At 71.1% G+C, this 18,886-nt stretch carries 16 protein-coding genes; 6 read left to right on the plus strand and 10 right to left on the minus strand.

What is annotated here, in order from left to right; all coding sequences use genetic code 11:
* Positions 1 to 57 precede the first annotated feature (57 nt).
* Positions 58 to 1,077 carry a zinc-binding alcohol dehydrogenase family protein gene (locus BN940_RS12330; RefSeq protein ID WP_043683479.1) on the plus strand — a complete coding sequence of 340 codons (1,020 nt, stop codon included), beginning with the start codon at positions 58 to 60 and terminating at the stop codon, positions 1,075 to 1,077.
* Positions 1,078 to 1,195: 118 nt separating this feature from the next.
* On the opposite strand, the gene BN940_RS12335 is transcribed toward BN940_RS12330, so the two are convergent.
* The 8 genes from BN940_RS12335 to BN940_RS12370 form a co-directional block, all read right to left on the minus strand.
* Positions 1,196 to 2,053 (minus strand): FTR1 family iron permease, encoded by an 858-nt coding sequence (locus BN940_RS12335; RefSeq protein WP_043683481.1) that lies wholly within the window; start codon positions 2,051 to 2,053, stop codon positions 1,196 to 1,198.
* A 25-nt stretch (positions 2,054 to 2,078) separates the two neighbouring features.
* Positions 2,079 to 2,438: a cupredoxin domain-containing protein gene (locus BN940_RS12340; RefSeq protein WP_409360373.1), complete on the minus strand. Its 360-nt coding sequence runs from the start codon at positions 2,436 to 2,438 to the stop codon at positions 2,079 to 2,081.
* A gap of 16 nt (positions 2,439 to 2,454) precedes the next feature.
* On the minus strand, positions 2,455 to 2,991 hold the full coding sequence (locus tag BN940_RS12345; RefSeq protein WP_043683485.1) for an iron transporter: 537 nt from the start codon (positions 2,989 to 2,991) through the stop codon (positions 2,455 to 2,457).
* Positions 2,992 to 3,133: 142 nt separating this feature from the next.
* Complete coding sequence (phaR, locus tag BN940_RS12350; protein WP_043683488.1) at positions 3,134 to 3,706, minus strand: polyhydroxyalkanoate synthesis repressor PhaR; 573 nt, start codon at positions 3,704 to 3,706, stop codon at positions 3,134 to 3,136.
* A 2-nt stretch (positions 3,707 to 3,708) separates the two neighbouring features.
* Entirely contained in the window at positions 3,709 to 4,446 is a 738-nt protein-coding gene (locus tag BN940_RS12355; RefSeq protein ID WP_043683491.1) for a 3-ketoacyl-ACP reductase, read from the minus strand.
* 13 nt (positions 4,447 to 4,459) lie between these two features.
* Positions 4,460 to 6,082, minus strand: coding sequence for a PHA/PHB synthase family protein (locus BN940_RS12360; RefSeq protein WP_043683493.1), 1,623 nt, complete (start codon positions 6,080 to 6,082; stop codon positions 4,460 to 4,462).
* 154 nt (positions 6,083 to 6,236) lie between these two features.
* Positions 6,237 to 7,211: a peptidoglycan editing factor PgeF gene (pgeF, locus tag BN940_RS12365; RefSeq protein ID WP_052355828.1), complete on the minus strand. Its 975-nt coding sequence runs from the start codon at positions 7,209 to 7,211 to the stop codon at positions 6,237 to 6,239.
* Entirely contained in the window at positions 7,192 to 8,169 is a 978-nt protein-coding gene (locus tag BN940_RS12370; RefSeq protein ID WP_043683495.1) for an RluA family pseudouridine synthase, read from the minus strand. Before BN940_RS12370 ends, pgeF begins: the two co-directional genes overlap by 20 nt.
* A gap of 112 nt (positions 8,170 to 8,281) precedes the next feature.
* Between BN940_RS12370 and BN940_RS12375 the strand changes: the two genes are divergently transcribed.
* On the plus strand, positions 8,282 to 9,064 hold the full coding sequence (locus BN940_RS12375) for an outer membrane protein assembly factor BamD (RefSeq protein ID WP_173424593.1): 783 nt from the start codon (positions 8,282 to 8,284) through the stop codon (positions 9,062 to 9,064).
* 44 nt (positions 9,065 to 9,108) lie between these two features.
* On the opposite strand, the gene BN940_RS12380 is transcribed toward BN940_RS12375, so the two are convergent.
* On the minus strand, positions 9,109 to 11,109 hold the full coding sequence (locus tag BN940_RS12380; protein WP_043683501.1) for a DNA repair helicase YoaA: 2,001 nt from the start codon (positions 11,107 to 11,109) through the stop codon (positions 9,109 to 9,111).
* A gap of 118 nt (positions 11,110 to 11,227) precedes the next feature.
* On the opposite strand from BN940_RS12380, the gene BN940_RS12385 reads away from it, so the two are divergent.
* Complete coding sequence (locus BN940_RS12385) at positions 11,228 to 13,603, plus strand: Tex family protein (protein WP_043683504.1); 2,376 nt, start codon at positions 11,228 to 11,230, stop codon at positions 13,601 to 13,603.
* Positions 13,604 to 13,700: 97 nt separating this feature from the next.
* Here the strand turns inward: BN940_RS12385 and BN940_RS19525 are convergent, their stop codons facing one another.
* On the minus strand, positions 13,701 to 14,453 hold the full coding sequence (locus BN940_RS19525) for a TetR/AcrR family transcriptional regulator (protein WP_084330667.1): 753 nt from the start codon (positions 14,451 to 14,453) through the stop codon (positions 13,701 to 13,703).
* Between the two features lie 60 nt (positions 14,454 to 14,513).
* On the opposite strand from BN940_RS19525, the gene BN940_RS12395 reads away from it, so the two are divergent.
* Genes BN940_RS12395 through BN940_RS12405 form a run of 3 tightly spaced genes read left to right on the plus strand, consistent with a single transcriptional unit; the run spans position 14,514 to position 18,883 of the window.
* The gene (locus BN940_RS12395) at positions 14,514 to 16,268 is read left to right on the plus strand and encodes a PHA/PHB synthase family protein (RefSeq protein ID WP_043683508.1); all 1,755 of its coding nucleotides are present in this window, start codon (positions 14,514 to 14,516) and stop codon (positions 16,266 to 16,268) included.
* A gap of 3 nt (positions 16,269 to 16,271) precedes the next feature.
* A complete protein-coding gene (locus BN940_RS12400; protein ID WP_084330668.1) occupies positions 16,272 to 17,801 on the plus strand; it encodes an efflux transporter outer membrane subunit in 1,530 nt (509 codons plus the stop codon).
* Between the two features lie 5 nt (positions 17,802 to 17,806).
* Complete coding sequence (locus tag BN940_RS12405; RefSeq protein WP_043683511.1) at positions 17,807 to 18,883, plus strand: HlyD family secretion protein; 1,077 nt, start codon at positions 17,807 to 17,809, stop codon at positions 18,881 to 18,883.
* The last annotated feature ends 3 nt before the right edge of the window (positions 18,884 to 18,886 follow it).

Below are 18,886 nucleotides of genomic sequence, written 5' to 3' on the forward strand. Positions count from 1 at the left end.
GAGGCCAAGGCGGTATTCTCCCCGCATCCCCTCTTCCAAGCAAACAGGAGTTGCCTCATGAAAGCCATCGGATACCGGCAGGCCGGCCCCCTCGACCGCGACGACGCGCTGCTCGACATCGAACTCGATCGTCCCGCGCCCCGGGGCCGCGACCTGCTGGTCGAAGTCGCGGCGGTGTCCGTCAACCCGGTGGACACCAAGATCCGCCGGAACGTGTCGCCCGAGCCCGGCCAGTGGAAAGTGCTGGGCTGGGACGCCGTCGGACGGGTGGCGGCCGCCGGCCCCGAGGCCACGCGCTTCCAGCCCGGCGACGCGGTGTTCTACGCCGGCGCGCTGGACCGGGCGGGCGCCAACAGCGAATTCCACCTGGTCGACGAGCGCATCGTCGGCCGCAAGCCCCGTTCGCTCGGCGACGCCGAGGCGGCCGCCCTGCCCCTGACGGCCATCACCGCCTGGGAAATGCTGTTCGACCGGCTCGACGTGCGGCGCCCGGTGCCCGGCGCGGCGAACGCCGTCCTGATCGTCGGCGGCGCGGGCGGCGTGGGCTCGATCGCCATCCAGCTCGCCAAGGCGCTCACGGACCTGACCGTCATCGCCACCGCGTCCCGTCCCGAAACCCGTGCCTGGGTCCAGGCGCTGGGCGCCGACCACGTCGTGGACCATGGCCAGCCCCTGGCCGCACAGGTCGCGGCCCTGGGCCTCGGCCAGCCCGCCTTCGTGTTCTCGACCACCGCGACCGACCGGCACGCGGCGCAGATCGCCGAACTGATCGCGCCGCAGGGCCGCCTGGGCCTGATCGACGACCCCGAGGCCATCGACGTGAAGCTGTTCAAGCGCAAGTCGGTGTCCATCCATTGGGAATTCATGTACACCCGCTCGATGTTCGGGACCGTGGACATCGAGGAACAGGGCCGCCTGCTGGACGAGGTCTCCCGGCTGGTGGACGCGGGCCGGCTGCGCACCACGCTGACCGAGACCCTGCGGCCGATCGACGCGGCCAATCTGCGAAAGGCGCACGCCTTGCTGGAAAGCGGCCGCGCCCGGGGCAAGATCGTGCTGGAAGGCTTCCGGGCCTGAAGGGCCGAGGCCCCCGGGCCCGGACGCCGCGGACGGGGCGCCGGCGCCCGGGAGCCCACGAACGGGCCCGACGGCGCGCGGGGACCAGCGACCGGCGGCGCGCCAGACCCGCGGCGCGCTACGCCGCCGCGCCCGCCTTGGCCCCGGCGGCGGCCGGCGCGCCCCCGCGCGAGGCGCGGCGCAGCAGCCATGCCACGATGCCCCAGTACGCCAGCCAGATCAGCAGCTGCGACAGCGCGGGGTAGGCGCGGTAGCCGGCGAAATCGGCCAGGACCTTGCCCAGCCCGCCTTCGGTGTCCAGCAGCCAGGACGTATCCCACACCGGGTCCATCAGGGTCGGCAGCACGTCGAGCGAAATCAGCCGGTCCGTGGCCGACACCAGCAGCGCGCCGGCCAGGAGCAGCAAGAGGATTTCCGTCAGCTTGAAGAAGCGCCGCCAGGTGATGATCCGCCCACCCAGCTGCAGCAGCCAGAAGGTCAGCAGCGCCGCCGCGAACCCGCCCAGCCCGGCCAGCACCATGGCGCCGACGCCACCGGCGTCCTGCGAGGACAGGACGGTGCCGTACAGGAAGACCACGGTCTCGCTGCCTTCGCGCGCGACGGCGATCATGACCAGGGCGAGCAGGCCCCACCAGTGATCGCCGCCGACCTGCTCGGACGCGCCCGATTCCAGCTCGCGCTTCAGGCCGCGCCCGTGGGCGCGCATCCAGACGACCATCTGCACCACCAGCCCGCAGGCCGCCAGCGCCATCAGGGCCTGGAACCATTCCTGGCCCTCGTCGGACAGCCAGGAGGAAATCCCCAGCAGCACCAGCGCCAGCGCGCCGGCCAGCAGCAGCCCGGCGCCGACGCCGCCCCACAGCCAGGGCAGGCCGCGCCGGCCTTCCGGCGAGGCGCGCAGCCAGGAATACAGGATGCCGACGACCAGCAGGGCCTCGACACTTTCACGCCAGACGATGAAGCCGACTTGTTCCATGATGATCAGGATCCATCCATGCTCGTCAGGGCTTGGGCAGCACCACCAGGGTGCCCTTCACCTGGGGATGGAAGTCGTCGAAGAAGGGATATTCGCCCGGCCGCGACAGGGTCAGCACCACGAACGAGGTGACCCCCGGCCCGAGCACCTTTTCCTTGCGCAGCGGCAGGCTCTCGAATTCGACAGCCTCGCTGCTTTCGTTGACCAGGACGATCTTGAAGCGGCCCGCCGGTACTTCCAGGCGGGCCGGCTCGAAGGTGCCGTCGGCCTTGAAGGTCAGCGTGTAGACCGGCATGTCGGCGGCGCGGGCCGCCGGCAGCGGCGCCAGCCAGCCCGCCCACGCCAGGGCCGCCAGGGCCATCCAGACGCGCATGCGTGTCGTCATGACAGCCGCCCCGCGATCAGTAGCCGCCCTTCTTGCCGGTGCCGGCATAGACGAACTCGTATTTGACCTCGAAGGTCTTGAACCACGGCGCGACGCCGGTTTCCTTGTCCACGTGGCGGCCGAAGTGGTTGTTGTGCACGGTCTCGGGCGAGCCGATGACGAAGGTCAGGTTGTATTTGCCCGGGCCTTCGAGCTTGACGTTGTCGCCGTAGTGCGGACCGTCGTTGGCCACCATGGGCATCAGGTCGCCCTTGAGGACCTTGTCGCTGCCCTGCTTCTGCAGCACGTACTGGATGTTCAGATACGGCGCCCAGGCGCCTTCGGGCAGGCCGTTCTTGTTGTCCGCCGTGGCGTGGATGTCCGCTTCCAGGTGGATGTCGGAATCCTTCGCGGCGCGCATCATGCCTTCCGGTTCCATTTCCACCGGCTGCAGATAGACCGCCGCCACTTCCAGCCCGTTGAGCTCGCTGGGCTCGCCGATGGGGTATTCGGCCGCCAGGGCGGAAGAAGCCAGGCCGATGCCAGCCAGCGCGACGAACAGTTTTTTCACCATGAACGATCTCCGTGGTAATAAGAGGAATGATTCTCGTTACGAAACTATAACACCCGGAGGCCGGATTGGAACGGGGTTGGATCAAAAAGAATGCGCCGCGAAGGTGCGGCGCGACCGGGCGCGGGGCCCGGCCGGTCCGCGGTCATTTCTTTTTCTTTCCGCCTTCGGGCGGCTGCCCGGCGAAGGGAAAGGCCGAGAACATGGTGCGCGTCTGGTCCTGCATCTGGTCCTGCATCTGGACGAACAGGCCGCGGCTTTGCTCGATGTAGTTGTTCATCATGTTCTGCAGGGCCGGGGTCTGCATGCTCATCAGCTGGGCCCAGGCTTCCGGGCCGAAATGCTGCTGGTACAGCCCCTGGGACTGCTCGGCCATGCGGTCCTGGATGTCCATCAGCACCTGGATGTTCTTTTCCAGGAAGGTGCCCATCACGCCCTGCATGGCGTGGCCGTAGAAGCGGATGATCTGCGCCAGCGCCTCGGCCGAGAACATGGGCACGCCGCCGGATTCTTCTTCCAGGATGATCTGGAGCAGGATGCTGCGGGTCAGGTCGTCGCCGGTCTTGGCGTCGACGACCTTGAACACCGCGTTGTCCAGGACGAGCTGCTTGATGTCGGCCAGCGTGATGTAGGCGCTGGACTGGGTGTCGTAGAGGCGGCGGTTGGGGTATTTCTTGATCAGCCGTTCCGCCTGGGGTGGATGGGTGTGGCGTGCCATGATCAACCCATGTGCAGGCCGCCGTTCAGCGAGAAATCCGCCCCCGTGGCAAAGCCTGAATCGTCGGACGCCAGCCAGGCGACGATGGAGCCGATTTCCTCCGGCGTGCCCAGGCGCTTGACCGGGATGGTGGCGACGATCTTTTCCAGCACGTCGGGGCGGATGGCCCGCACCATGTCGGTGCCGATGTAGCCCGGCGAGACGGTGTTGACGGTGACGCCCTTGCTGGCGACTTCCTGGGCCAGGGCCATGGTGAAGCCGTGGATGCCCGCCTTGGCGGTGGAATAGTTGGTCTGGCCGAACTGGCCCTTCTGGCCGTTGACCGAACTGATGTTGATGATCCGCCCCCACTGGCGGTCCACCATGTCGTCGATGACCTGCTTGGTCACGTTGAACAGGCTGTTCAGGTTGGTGTCGATGACGGCGCGCCAGTCTTCCTGGCTCATCTTGCGGAAGACGCCGTCGCGCGTGATGCCCGCGTTGTTCACCAGCACGTCGACCGGACCGAATTGTTCCTTGACCCTGACGAAGGCCTCGACCGTGGAATCCCAGTCGGACACGTTGCCCACCGAGGCGCTGAACTTGTAGCCCAGCGCGGCCTGCTCGTCCAGCCACTTGGCGTGGTCCCGGCTCGGGCCGCAACCGGCCACCACCGTGAAGCCTTCTTTCGCGAGGCGCTGGCAGATCGACGTTCCGATGCCGCCCATGCCCCCCGTCACGTAAGCCAGTTTGCCGCTCATGGTGTTCTCCTTTTCAGACTGCTTTGACTTTGACATAGCGCCCGGGTGCGGGCTCTATGGCGGGATATTTTCGATTGCCCGGGGTGCGGCGGGCGGGCCGCCAGTCCTCCGAGTGCCCGGCCAGCCATTCCAGCCAGTCGGGCCACCAGCTGCCGCGGGCATGGGCGGCCTGTTCCAGCCAGGCGTCCGGATCGCCCGGCAGGGCGGCGTCCCGATCCTGGGACCAGTAGCCGCGGCGGCCGCGTTCGGGAGGGTTGACCACCCCCGCGATGTGGCCGGATTCGCCCAGCACGAAGCGCAGCGGCCCGCGCAGCAGCCGCGTCGAGGCGTAGGCCGAGGTCCAGGGCACGATGTGGTCTTCGCGCGAGGCGTACAGGTAGGCGGGCATGTCCAGGGCGCCGAGATCGGCGGCTTCGCCGCAGATGCGCAGCTGCCCGGTCATGAGGCGGTTTTCCAGGTAGGTATTGCGGAAATACCAGGTGAAGAACGGCCCCGGCAGGTTGGTGCCGTCGGCGTTCCAGGCCAGCAGGTCGAAGGCCCGGGGGGATTCGCCCAGCAGGTAGTTGGAGCCGACGTAGTTCCACACCAGTTCGGAAGGCCGCAGGAACGAGAAGGTGGTGGCCAGCTCGCCCGCCGTCATCAGGCCGCCCGCGCCCAGCTGCTGCTCGCGCGCGCGGGCATGCTGCTCGTCGACGAAGACGTCGAGGATGCCGGTCTCGCGGAAATCCAGGAAGGTGGTCAGCAGGGTCAGCGCGGCCACCGGGTCTTCGCCGCGCGCACGCGCCACGGCCAGGGCGCTGGCGAGCAGCGTGCCCCCCACGCAAAAGCCCAGGGCGTTGATCTGCGGCTGGCGGGTCACGTCGCGCACGACCTCGATGGCCCGCAGCACGCCGTCCTCGACGTAATCGTCCCAGGTCTTGCACTCGATGCCGTCGGTGTCGTCCGGCAGCGGGTTGCGCCAGGACACCATGAAGACCTCGAAGCCGGCCTGCACGGCATGCTGCACCAGGGAATTGGCCGGCTGCAGGTCGAGGATGTAGAACTTGTTGATGCAGGGCGGCACCATCAGCAGGGGCCGCCGGCGGACCTTCGCCGTCTGCGGCCGGTACTGGATGAGCTGCATCAGGGCGTTTTCGTGGATCACCGTCCCCGGGGTGACGGCGAGATTTTCGCCCGGCGCGAAGGCGGATTCGTCGGTCTGGGTGATGCGGCCGCGCGTCATGTCGCGCATCAGGTTCGCCAGCCCGCGCTGCAGGGATTCGCCGCCGCTGTCGGCCAGGGCCTTCAGGGCGTCGGGGTTGGACGCCAGGAAATTGCACGGCGCAGCGGCCTCGATCCATTGCATGACGGAGAACTGCAGGCGTTCGCGCGCGGCCTCTTCGAGATCGGCGGCCTGCGCCAGGCGCCGCAGCGCATCGGCCATGAGCAGATAGGCATGCGCCGAGAACAGGGCCTGGGGACTGGCGGCCCAGGCGTCGGAAGCGAAACGGCGGTCGGCCGGCGGGGTCAGCGCGCCTTGCCGGAACCGGTCCAGCAGCGCCTGCCACGCCTGGGTGAAATCTGACTGAATGGACGCCAGTTGGGCGGGTGCGACCCCGGGCGGCGTCCGCCTGTGTGAAGAATTCCGATCAGCCATTCCACCATCCCTTGTACTGCAAGGACCCCGAAACGACCCGGGACCTTTCGTTCGTCTATTCTGTCATTGTGGCAAATTGCGTCAATTCGGGTAAGTCGCTAGCCCGAATAGAGCGCATGCCGGAGCCGGCGTGGGTCAAAATAACGGCCCTCCTCTATGTCCACCTCGCGCCTTGCAAGGCACCCGGATCCGTCAGGCACGCCAGCGTCGCCTGGCGGCCCGATCCGGGATCGCGGCGATGGGAAAAATACCGGTCCGCCCGCGTCCAGGTGCATTCTCCGCTCGCCTCCACCCGTTCGACGCCGGCGCGCAGCAGCCGGGCGCGCGCCAGGCCGGCCAGGTCGGCCAGCCATCGAGGCCCCCACGCCGCGCAGCCTTCGGCCGCTTGCATCCACCTCGCGGCCTGCATGCCGCTCGGATTCACCAGGCGCAGGCCAGTCCGCAGAGACTGCTCCGCGTCCAGGCCCATTCCCCCGGAGGGGCGCTTTTTGCCTTGGGGCGGCCCAGCGGCAAAAAGACCGCGATCCGGCTGGAAAACGAAGCAGGCCGCCAGCCCCGGGTCCTGGTCCAGGAAGGCGTCCCGCACTTCCGCGCCGACCTGGAAGGCGGCGGGACCGATGCCCGGGCCGATCCAGGCGCGCCAGCCGTGCGCCGCAGGCGCCCGGCGGCGCATCGCGGCCAGCGTATTTTCCAGCACCCCGGCCGCCAGCCCGCGCCAGCCCGCGTGGGCCACGCCCAGCACGGTGCCGGCCTCGTCGGCCAGCACCACCGGCAGGCAGTCGGCGGTCATGATCGCCAGGGGACGGCCGCGCCGGGTCGTCACGGCGGCGTCGGCGCGGGGGGCGGGTCCGGCCGCGGCGTCCTCCGGCGCGGCATCGGCGTCGAACACGTCGGTGCCGTGCACCTGCTCCAGCCAGAGCGGATCTCCCGGCAGGGCGCGCCGCAGCCGCAGGCGGTTTTCCCGCACGGCCAGCGGATCATCGCCGACGTGCAGGCCCAGGTTCAGGCTGTCGCGGGGCGGCAGGCTCACGCCGCCGACGCGCCAGGTCGAGAAATAGCGCACGCCGGGCCAGGGCTCGCCCGTGACGCCGCGCAGGCCGGGGGCCGGTTCAAGCACGCTCGTCGCCATCGCCGTCCCAGAGGATGCCGTCGAGCACGCGGCGGAAGTCGTCCGGCGGCTCCGCCGTGAAGGCGCAGGGCCGTCCGCTGGCGGGGTCGTCGAAGCCCAGGGCGCGCGCATGCAGCATCTGGCGCCCGGCGCCGGCTTCGTGCCGGCCGCCGTACAGGGTGTCGCCCAGCAAGGGATGGCGCAAGCGGGCCATGTGGACGCGGATCTGGTGGGTGCGGCCGGTTTCCAGGCGGCACAGCACGCGGGACACGACGGTCCCGCCGCAATGGCCGACGCCCAGCGATTCGTAGTGGGTGACGGCGGGCTTGGGCGCCACCGGGCGGTCGGCGCTCATGCGCACCGGCACCCGGGCGTCGCGCCCGATGGGCGCATCCACCGTGCCGCGCCCCGCCAGCGCGCCGTGCACCAGCGCGCAGTATTCGCGCCTGACCGTGCGCGCCTGGAGCTGGCGCACCAGTTGCGTCTGGGCGGTCTCGGTGCGGGCCACGACCAGCAGGCCGGAGGTGTCCTTGTCCAGCCGGTGGACGATGCCCGCGCGCGCCACGCGGGCCAGTTCGGGGTAGCGGAACAGCAGGCCGTTGAGCAGCGTGCCGTGCCAGTTGCCCGCGCCCGGGTGCGTCACCAGGCCGGCGGGCTTGTCCACCACGATCCAGTCGGGCGCGTCGGCCACGACGCGGAAGGCGACGTCCTCGGGCACGAAGGCCTGGTCCTCGGGGGCCTGCTGGGGCCAGACCCGGATGAGGGCGCCGGGCCCCACCCGGGTGCGCACCTTGCCCACGGCGCCATCGACCTCGACGTGGCCGTCCTCGATCCAGGCTTGCAGGCGGCTGCGCGAATGCTGCGGCATCAGGCGGGCGAGCGTCTTGTCCAGCCGGTCCGGCAGGACGTCCAGCGGCAGCTGGAAAACCTCGGGCGCGTCGGGGCCAGTGTCTTCGGTGGCGATATCCGTGTACGGCATGGCGACTAATCATATAATCTGCCGACAATGCTAACACCTTGACCAAGGACGCCCCGTGGCCGCGCATGCCCCCGTTTTCCCGAAAGCCCTGTCAACCCATGTCCGGCTGATCCTGGCTTGCCTGTGCATGGCCCTCGCGGCGGGCTGCAGCTCGACCAAGACCAACGTCGACCCGACCGCCGGCTGGAGCGCGGAACGCCTCTACAGCCAGGCCCGCACGGACATCAGTTCGGGCAACTGGTCCGAAGCCCGCAAGAATCTGGAAGCCCTGGAAGCCCGCTATCCCTTCGGCATCTATGCGCAGCAATCCCTGATCGACCAGGCCTACGTCAACTGGAAGGACGAGGAACCCGAGCAGGCCAAGGCCGCGATCGACCGCTTCATGCAGCAGTACCCCAACCATCCCGGCACGGACTACATGCTGTACCTGAAGGGCATGATCACCTTCACGCCGCCCAGCGCCGTGCTGTCGAACTTCACGCGCCAGGACCCCAGCGAACGCGATCCCAAGGGCCTGCGCGAATCCTACGAAGCCTTCAACGAACTGATCAAGCGCTACCCCGACAGCCGCTACACGCCCGACGCCCGCAAGCGCGCCGCCTGGCTGGTCAACACCATCGCCGAAAACGAAGTCCACATCGCCCAGTACTACTACGAGCGCGGCGCCTACGTGGCGGCGGCCAACCGCGCCCAGACCGTGGTCACCGACTTCGAGGGCGTGCCCGTCGCGGAAAAGGCCCTCTACCTGATGATGCTGAGCTACGACAAGCTCAACCTGCCGGAACTGCGCGACGACGCCAAGCGCGTGCTGGACAAGAATTTCCCGGACAGCAAGTACTACAAGCAGGGCCTGGACGAGCCCGTCAACCGCTGGAACCCCATCAACTGGTTCTGACGCGAAGCCACTGGTTCTGACGCCGGCCCGCCGCCGGGCGCGGCTCAGGCCCCCGCGACATCCTGCCCGGCCGGCTCCCGCCGGCCGGGCGGATGGCCCAGGAAATCCAGGGCCACCTCGGCGTCCCGGGTGCGGGCGAAGGGCGGCAGCCCCTGCCACAGCAGCCGCCCGTAGGGCTTGTCCACCAGGCGCCCGTCGCCCACCACCAGCACCCCCCAGTCGGTCTCGGACCGGATCAGGCGCCCGGCGCCCTGCTTGAGCAGCAGCGCCGCCTGCGGCAGCTGGTATTCCATGAAGGGATTGCCGCCCTCGGCGCGGCAGGCGTTCAGGCGCGCCTCCAGCACCGGATCGTCGGGCGGGGCGAACGGCAGCTTGTCGATCGCCACCAGGGTCAGCGCGTCGCCCGGCACGTCGATGCCTTCCCAGAAACTGGTGCTGCCCACCAGCACCGCGTTGCCGGCCGCGCGGAAGCGTTCCAGCAGCACGCCGCGCGAGGCCTCGCCCTGGCGCATCACCGGCCGGTCCGAGGCCAGCATGCCGCGCAGCAGGACGTCGGCCACCCGGTCGACCGCGCGCAGGGTGGTGCACAGCACCAGCACGCCGCCCGCGCAGGCGTCCACCAGCGGCAGCAGGGCGCGCGCGAACGCGTCCGTGAAGCCGGGGTCGCCCGGCCAGGGCAAGGCGCGCGGCACGTACAGCAGCCCCTGCGCCGGATAGTCGAAGGGCGAGGCCCAGCTGCGCGTCTCGGCGTCCGCCAGCCCCAGCTGGCGCTGGAAATGCTGGAAATCGCCGCGCACCGACAGGGTGGCCGAGGCCAGCACCCAGGACTGGCCCGGCCGCCGGAACCCGGAAAAGATGCGCGCCACCGACAGGGGCGCGCGCTGCAGCCGCACCGAGTGCGCGCTGTGCTCGATCCAGCGCACGGCGGCCTGGTCCTCGGTTTCCGCTTCGCCGCGGGCCGGATGGGCCCATTGCCACAGGCGGGCCCGCAGGGTGCGGGCGGTCCGGGCGGCCGCCGCCAGGTCCGGGTGGCGCTCCTCCTGGGTGCCCAGGGATTCGGTCAGCCCGTCCAGCGCCTGCGCCAGGCGGTCGAGGGACTGGTCGAAGGCCTCGGGCTCGGGGATCTGATCAAAGGTCGCCCGGCCGCCCGGCAGCTTGCCCACCGGGGCGCTGACCAGGCGCAGGTCGCGCGCGGCGGCGTCCAGGGCCTGGCACAGCTCGCTCCAGCGGACGGTTTCACGCGCATGGGCCAGCCCGGCCGCTTCCGCCTGGCGGGCGCAGTCCAGCACCTGGTGCAGCGACAGGCTCTGCCCCAGGAAACGGGTGGCGGTGTCGGGCAGCTGGTGCGCCTCGTCGAAGACCACCAGCCGGGTCTCGGGCAGCAGGTCGGTGATGCCTTCTTCCCGCAGCGCCAGGTCCGCCATGAACAGGGCGTGGTTGACCACCACCACGTCGGCCTCCTGGGCATGGCGGCGCGCCTTCAGCAGGAAGCAGTCGCGCACGTGGGGGCAGTCCTGGCCCAGGCAGTTTTCCCGGGTGGAAGTCACGCGGCTCCAGATGTCGGCGGTTTCCGGCACCTCGGGCAGGTCGGCGCGGTCGCCGCTGCCGCTCTCGCGCACGAAGCGGCGGATGGCGCGCAGCTGGGAGATCTCGTCGCGCGACTTCAGGGCGCGCTCGTCCTGCTCCAGGCGTTCCAGGTGGTAGTGGCAGACGTAGTTGCCGCGCCCCTTGAGCAGCGCCACGTCCACCGGCAGGGCCAGCGCGGCGCGCAGGCGCGGGATGTCGCGGCGGAACAGCTGGTCCTGCAGGGTGCGGGTGCCGGTGGACACCAGCACCTTGCCGCCCGAGAGGAAGGCGGGCGCCAGGTAGGCCCAGGTCTTGCCCGTGCCGGTGCCGGCCTCGGCGATCAGCACGCCGCCGCTGTCGAGCGTGTCGCGGATGGCCTCGGAAAGCTCCAGCTGGGCCGCGCGCGGCACGTAGCCCGGCAGCTGGCGGACCAGCGGGCCGTCGGGGCCGAAGAGGTCGGCGAGGTCATCGGAAAACATGGCGCGGGCACGGCGTGGATAGGGTTCGACCCCCGGATGATACGCCACGCATCCCGGTCCGGCGGGCCGGGTGTGGCAAAATGCGCCGCTTGTACCGGTACTTTGCTTTGCGATATCCATGACTCAGACCAGCCCCGACTCCCAGACCCATGCCGTCGATCCCGCCCGCATCCTGCGGCTGCTGACGGCGGAACTCGACGCGCGGCCCGCCCAGGTCGCGGCCGCCGTGGACCTGCTGGACTCCGGCGCCACGGTGCCCTTCATCGCCCGCTACCGCAAGGAAGCCACCGGCGGGCTGGACGACACGGTGCTGCGCCAGCTGGAAGTGCGCCTGCTCTACATCCGCGAGCTGGAAGGCCGCCGTGTGGCGATCCTGGACTCCATCGCCGGACAGGGCAAGCTGGATGACGCCCTGCGCACGCAGATCCTGGAGGCCGACAGCAAGCAGCGGCTGGAGGACCTGTACGCCCCCTACAAGCCGAAGCGGCGCACGCGCGCCCAGATCGCCCGCGAGGCGGGCCTGGAGCCCCTGGCCGACGCCCTGCTGGCCGATCCCGCGGCCGAACCCGAGGTCCTGGCGGCCGGCTACCTGAACCCCGAGGCCGGCTTCGAGGACGCGCGCGCGGCCCTGAACGGCGCGCGCGACATCCTGGCCGAGCGCTTCGCGGAAAACGCCACGCTGCTCGACACGCTGCGCACGGAGCTCTGGAACACCGGCCGGATCACCGCCCAGGTCGTGGCGGGCAAGGAGACCGAGGGCGCGAACTTCCGCGACTGGTTCGACTTCAGCGAAAGCCTGCGCACCCTGCCCTCGCACCGCATCCTGGCGTTGCTGCGCGGCCGCCAGCAGGGCATCCTGGACCTGCGCCTGGGGCTGGACCCCGAACGCGAGGCCGAAACCCCGCACCCCTTCGTGGCGCGCGTGGCCGACATCCTGGACCTGGACGCGCGCTTCGACGCCCGCGCCACCCCGCGCCAGCACTGGCTGGCCGAAGTCTGCCGCTGGACCTGGCGGGTCAAGCTGCTGACCGGCTTCGAGACCGAGCTGATCGGCCGGCTGCGCGAAACGGCCGAGGCCGAGGCGATCCGCGTGTTCGCCGCCAACCTGAAGGACCTGCTGCTGGCAGCGCCCGCCGGCCCGAAGGCCGTGCTGGGCCTGGACCCCGGCATCCGCACGGGCGTCAAGGCCGCCGCCATCGACGCCACCGGCAAGCTGCTGGAGACCGCCACGATCTACCCCTTCGAGCCGCGCCGCGACGTCGAGGGCAGCCTGCGCACCCTGGCCGCGCTGGTCGCGCGCCACCGCATCGGGCTGGTGGCCATCGGCAACGGCACCGCCTCGCGCGAGACCGAGCGCCTGGTCGCCACGCTGCGCGAGCGCCACCCCGAACTGGCCTTCGAGCGCGTGGTCGTGTCCGAGGCCGGCGCCTCGGTCTATTCGGCCTCCGAGCTGGCGGCCCAGGAATTCCCCGAGCTGGACGTCAGCCTGCGCGGCGCGGTCTCCATCGCCCGCCGCCTGCAGGATCCGCTGGCCGAACTGGTGAAGATCGAGCCCAAGGCCATCGGCGTGGGCCAGTACCAGCACGACGTCAACCAGCGCGAGCTGGCGCGCTCCCTGGACGCGGTGGTCGAGGACTGCGTGAACGCCGTCGGCGTGGACGTGAACACGGCCTCGGCGCCGCTGCTGACGCGCGTGTCCGGGCTGAACCAGTCCCTGGCGCGCAACATCGTCCAGTGGCGCGAGGCGCACGGCGCCTTCCGCAACCGCCAGGCGCTGCGCGACGTGCCCCGCTTCGGCGACAAGGCCTTCGAGCAGGCGGCCGGCTTCCTGCGCATCCCGGGCTCCGACAATCCGCTGGACGCCTCGGCCGTGCACCCGGAAGCCTACCCCGTGGTCGAGCGCATCCTGCACAAGATCGGCCGGCCCGCCACGGCGGTGATGGGCCATGCCGATTCCCTGAAAGGCCTGTCCCCGGCGGACTTCACCGACGAGCGCTTCGGCCTGCCCACGGTGCGCGACATCTTCGCGGAACTGGAAAAACCAGGCCGCGACCCGCGCCCCGAGTTCAAGACGGCGACATTCAAGGAAGGCATCCACGACATCAAGGACCTGGCGCCCGGCATGGTCCTCGAAGGCGTGGTCAGCAACGTCGCCAATTTCGGCGCCTTCGTGGACATCGGCGTGCACCAGGACGGCCTGGTGCACGTGTCCGCCCTGGCCGACAGGTTCGTCAAGGACCCGCGCGACGTGGTGCGCGTGGGCCAGACGGTGCAGGTGCGCGTGCTGGAGGTGGACGTGGCGCGCAAGCGCATCGCCCTGAGCATGCGCAAGGACGATCCGGAGCCGCGCGCCGCGGGCGGCGCGGCCGGCGCCGCCGCCGGCAACGGCCGGCCGGGCGGGCGCGGCGGCCCGCGCGGCGGACGGCCCGACCGGCCCGCCGCCGCGCCCCAGGGCGCCATGGCCGAAGCCTTCGCGCGGCTGAAAAAGGGCTGAGTCCGCATACGGGACGGTCCCCGGCGGGCCGTCCCGTGCCGGCACGCCGCGACGCGGATGCGGGCCGCGAGGCGGACGGCAAGCAGCCCGGCCGGCCTCAGGCGGGATCGGGCGGCAGCAGTTCCAGCAGCAGGCGGCGATGGGCCGCCCGCAGACGCGGCAGCACGGCGCGCACGTGCTCGTCGTCCTGCAGCATCCTCAGCACGGCGCCCAGCAGGACGGGGGCGTGGATCAGCTGCACCATGTCGGTCAGCGCGCTGTCGCGCAGCGCGCCGCTTTCCACCGCGCGCCGCATCAGGGCCTGCTGGCTCTGCAGCAGGCGCAGATGGTTGTCGCGCCAGCCGCCGAGGACATCCGGCATCCGCGGCCCTTCGGCGATCAGCAGGTGCAGCGTACGGATGAAGCGATCGTCCTCCAGCCGCGCATAGGCGCGATCCAGGAAACCGTCCACCAGGTCCGCCAGCGCGGCCTGCGGCTGCCGCGCATCGCCCTGGGGAGCCCGCTCGGGCGGCCGCTCGCCGAACAGCAGGTCCGGCAGCAGCATGCGCTGCATCAGCGCCTGGAACACGGCGTCCTTGCTTTCAAAGTGCGCATACAGGCCGCCCTTGGACAGGCCGGCGCGGGCGGCGATGTCGTCCATCCGCGCCGCGCCGAAGCCGCGCTCCGAGAATTCGTGCAGGGCCGCGTCCAGGATCTGGTCGCGGCGCTCGTGGGCGGGCAGGCGCCGGTTCCTGGGCTGGCGGCCGGCGGGGGCGGCGCGGCGCCCGGCGGCTGGCCAGCGGCGGGCGGATTCGAGGGCGGCGTGTTCGGCATGGCGATTGATTCTGGAAGAAAAGTTCGGCGGCGCCATTGATCTGCATCAGGACTGGCAGGTGAATTATCGACTAAAAAGTCGTTAAGGGGGACCGCCATGCCACCATCTTCCAACGGCCGCACCATCGATTCCCGGGCCGCCGCCCGGGCCACCGATCAATATTTCCACGCCAGCCAGGCGCGCGCCTTCGCGTCGCTCTCGCCCGCCTCGCTCAGCCTGGCGTGGCTGGACTGGGCCCTGCACCTGGCGGCCTCGCCCGGCAAGCAGACCGAACTGCTGCGCCTGGCCGCCAGCCACCAGGGCGAACTGGCGCACTATCTGTACGACTGCCTGCGGGCGTCCGGCGATCCGTCGCGGGTCTGCGTCACGCCGCCCGAGACCGACCGCCGCTTCAGCGATCCGGCCTGGTGCCGCTGGCCGTACAACCTGCTGCACCAGGGCTTCCTGCTGACCCAGGCCTGGTGGGAGGAAGCCACGTCCGACCTGCACGGCACCGATCCGCATCACCTGCAGCAGGTCTCGTTCTGGGCGCGGCAGTGGCTGGACATGATGTCGCCGGGCAACCAGCTCTGGACCAATCCGGTCGCCCTCGACCGCACGGTCCGGGAAGGCGGGATGAACCTGCTGCGCGGCGGCGGCTATCTGCTGGAGGACATCGTCCGCCACCAGGCCGAGATGCCGGTCGCCGGGGCGGACAAGTTCCGTGTCGGGCGCGACGTGGCCGTCACCCCGGGCAAGGTGGTCCTGCGCAACCGGCTGATCGAGCTGATCCAGTACGCCCCCACGACCGAAACCGTGCGCCCGGAACCGGTCCTGCTGGTGCCCGCCTGGATCATGAAGTACTACATCCTGGACCTGTCGCCGCACAATTCGCTGGTCCGCTTCCTGCGCGACCAGGGCTACACCGTCTACTGCATCTCCTGGAAGAATCCCACCGACGAGGACGCCGACCTGGGCATGGACGACTATCTGCGCGACGGTTTCTTCGCCGCCCTGGACGCCATCGGGCGCATCCAGCCGAAGCACCGCGTCCACGCCACCGGCTACTGCCTGGGCGGCACGCTGCTGGCGGTCGCGGCCGCCGCCATGGCGCGCGACGGCGACAAGCGGCTCGCCAGCATCAGCCTGTTCACGGCCCAGGTCGATTTCAGCGAACCGGGGGAAATCGGCCTGTTCATCGACGAAGCCCAGGTCCACATGCTGGAAGCCCAGATGGGGCGGCGCGGCTACTTCAGCGCCGAGCAGATGGCGGGCGCCTTCCAGATGCTGCGGTCCTACGATCTGCTCTGGTCGCGCGCCATCCACGAATACCTGCTGGGCGAGCGCCGGCCCATGAACGACCTGATGGCCTGGAACGCCGACGCCACCCGCATGCCCGCCCGCATGCATTCGCAGTACCTGCGGCGGCTGTACCTGAACAACGACCTGAGCGCCGGCCGCTACCCGGTGGGCGGGCGGCCCGTGTCCGTGGGCGACATCCGGCTGCCGATGTTCGCCGTGGGCACCGTCACCGACCACGTCGCCCCCTGGCGCTCGGTCTACAAGCTGCACCAGTTCTTCCCGGGCGAGCTGAGCTTCGTGCTCACCAGCGGCGGCCACAACGCCGGCATCGTCAACGAGCCCGGCCATCCCCGCCGCCAGTACCGCATCCGCGTCCGCCAGCCCGGCGACCCCTTCCTGCCACCCGACGAATGGATGGCCTCCACCCCGGTCAACGACGGGTCCTGGTGGACCGCCTGGTCGCAGTGGCTGGCGGAGCGCTCGGGCGAGCCCGAGGCCCCGCCGCCCCTGGGCATCCCCGGCCGGCCGGCCCTGGAAGACGCCCCCGGGCGCTACGTGCGGGAGACCTGAGCCATGTCCCGGCAGACTCCGCACCGCCCCTCCCCGCGCGGCGCGCGCACCTCCGGGGCCGGCATCGCCGGCGGCCGGCTCCTGCTGCGCGCCCTGGGCGCCGCCGGCCTGCTGGCCCTGTCGGCCTGCGTCAGCCTGGCGCCCGAGACCCGCCTGCCGCCCCCGCCGGTCGCCGACGCCTGGCCCGCCGACACGGACACGGCCACCGTCCGCGCGCTGCACGACCTGGACTGGGCGCACTACTTCCAGGATCCCGACATGCGCCGGCTGATCGGCCTGGCGCTGGAGCACAACCGCGACCTGCGGCTGGCCGTGCTGCGCGTGCGCGAGGCCGAGGCCGCCTACCGCATCCAGCGCGCCGACCTGGCGCCGTCGGTCGGCGCCCAGGGCAGCATCGAACGCAGCCGCGTGCCCGGCGACCTCACCCTGACCGGCCAGCCGCAGATCCAGTCGCAGCACCAGGCGAGCATCGGCCTGACCGGCTGGGAAATCGACCTCTGGGGCCGGATCCGCAACCTGAAGGACGCCGCGCTGGACGACTGGCTGGCGACCGACGCGGCCCGGCAGGCCGTGCAGGTGGCGCTGGTGCGCCAGGTGGCCGATTCGGTGCTGGCCCTGCGGGAACTGGACCAGCGCGCCTTCCTGGCCGACGAGGCCGTGCGCAACCGGCGCCAGTCCCTGGACATCTTCCAGCAGCGCAAGGCGGTCGGCTCGTCCTCGGAGCTGGAACTGACCCAGGTGCGCACCCTGCTGATCCAGGCCGAATCCCTGCAGGCCCAGCTCAAGCAGGAGCGGGCCGCCGCCGCGCACGCACTGACGCTGCTGGCGGGCACCGACCCCGGCATCGCGCCGACCCGCGGCATCGACCTGGCAGCCACCCGGCTGGCCCGGCTGGAACCCGGCCTGCCCTCCGAGGTCCTGCTGGCCCGGCCGGACATCCGCGCCGCCGAGCATCAGCTGCGATCCGCGCACGCCCGCATCGGCGCCGCGCGCGCCGCCTTCCTGCCGCGCATCGCGCTGACCTCGGGCTTCGGCACGGCCAGCGCCGAGCTCGACGGGCTGTTCGGCGACGGCAGCAAGGCCTGGACTTTCGCGCCGGTCATCGAAGTCCCGATCTTCACGGCCGGCCGCCTGCGGGCCAACCTGGACGTGGCCGAGGTGCGCCGCGACATGGCGGTGGCCACCTACGAGAAAAGCATCCAGACCGCCTTCCGCGAGGTGGCCGACGCCCTGTCGGCCCGCCAGGGCCTGGCCGGGCAGATGGAGATCCAGGCCCGCATGGCGCGCACCCAGGCCGAACGCGCCGACCTGGCCCAGCTGCGCTACGACAGCGGCGCCGCGCCCTACCTGGAAGTCCTGGACGCCAAGCGCGACCTGCTGACGGCCCAGCAGCAGCTGGTGCAGGTCCGCCGCGCCTGGCTGTCGAGCCAGGTGGCCCTGTACGCCGCCCTGGGCGGCGGCGCCGGCCAGGCGCCGGACGCCGCCGCGCCGGCCGCGGGCCGCCCCGCCTCCATCCCCCATCCCGATCCCTGAGCCACATGAACCTCACCGACACAATCAAGAAATCCCTGCCGCTGGTCCTGCTCGCCGCCGTGGCCGCCGGCGCCTACGGCGCCTGGCTCTGGTCCCAGGACCGCGGCCCCGGCCCCGGCTTCATGCAGGGCAACGGCCGCATCGAGGCCACCGAGATCGACATCGCCACCAAGCTGCCCGGCCGGGTCGACCGGATCCTGGTCGACGAGGGCGACTTCGTCCAGGCCGGCCAGACCCTGGCCCTCATGAACCCGGATTCCCTGCAGGCCCAGTTCGAGGAAGCCCAGGCGCGCCAGCGACAGGCCGGCCATGCCGTGGTCGCGGCCCAGGCCCAGGTCGCCCTGCGGGAAAGCGACGTCGCCACCGCGCAGGCCGTCGTCAGGCAGCGCGAGAGCGACCTGTTCGCCGCCCGGCAGCGCCTGAACCGCTCCAGCTCGCTGGTCAAGCGCGGCGCCGCCTCGCAGCAGGAGCTGGACGACGACCAGGCCCGGCTGCACAGTGCCGAAGCCGGCCTGGCCGCCGCCCGCGCCCAGGTGGTGTCGGCCCAGGCCGGCGTGGCGGCGGCCAGGGCCGACCAGGTGGGCGCCGAATCCGCCGTGGCGGCCGCCGCCGCCACGGTGGCGCGCATCCAGGCCGACCTGGAGGACAGCCGCCTGAAGGCCCCGCGCGACGGCCGCATCCAGCTGCGCGTGGCCCAGCCGGGCGAAGTCCTGGCCGCCGGCGGCCGCGTGCTCAACATGCTGGACCTGTCCGACGTGACCATGACCTTCTTCATGCCCGAGGCGGTCGCCGGCCGCATGGCGCTGGGCAGCGAAGTCCGCATCGTCCTGGATGCCGCCCCGCAGTACGTGATCCCCGCCGAAGTCGCCTTCGTCGCCAGCCAGGCGCAGTTCACGCCCAAGACGGTGGAGACGGCCAGCGAGCGCCAGAAGCTCATGTTCCGCATCAAGGCGCGCATCCCCCGGGACCTGCTGCAGAAGCACCTGGAGCAGGTCAAGACCGGCCTGCCCGGCGTCGCCTGGGTGCGCACCGACGCCTCCCGGCCCTGGCCCGACACCCTGACCGTCCGCCTGCCCGGGTAAGCC

This window comes from Castellaniella defragrans 65Phen, from assembly GCF_000612685.1.
Classification (GTDB): domain Bacteria; phylum Pseudomonadota; class Gammaproteobacteria; order Burkholderiales; family Burkholderiaceae_B; genus Castellaniella; species Castellaniella defragrans.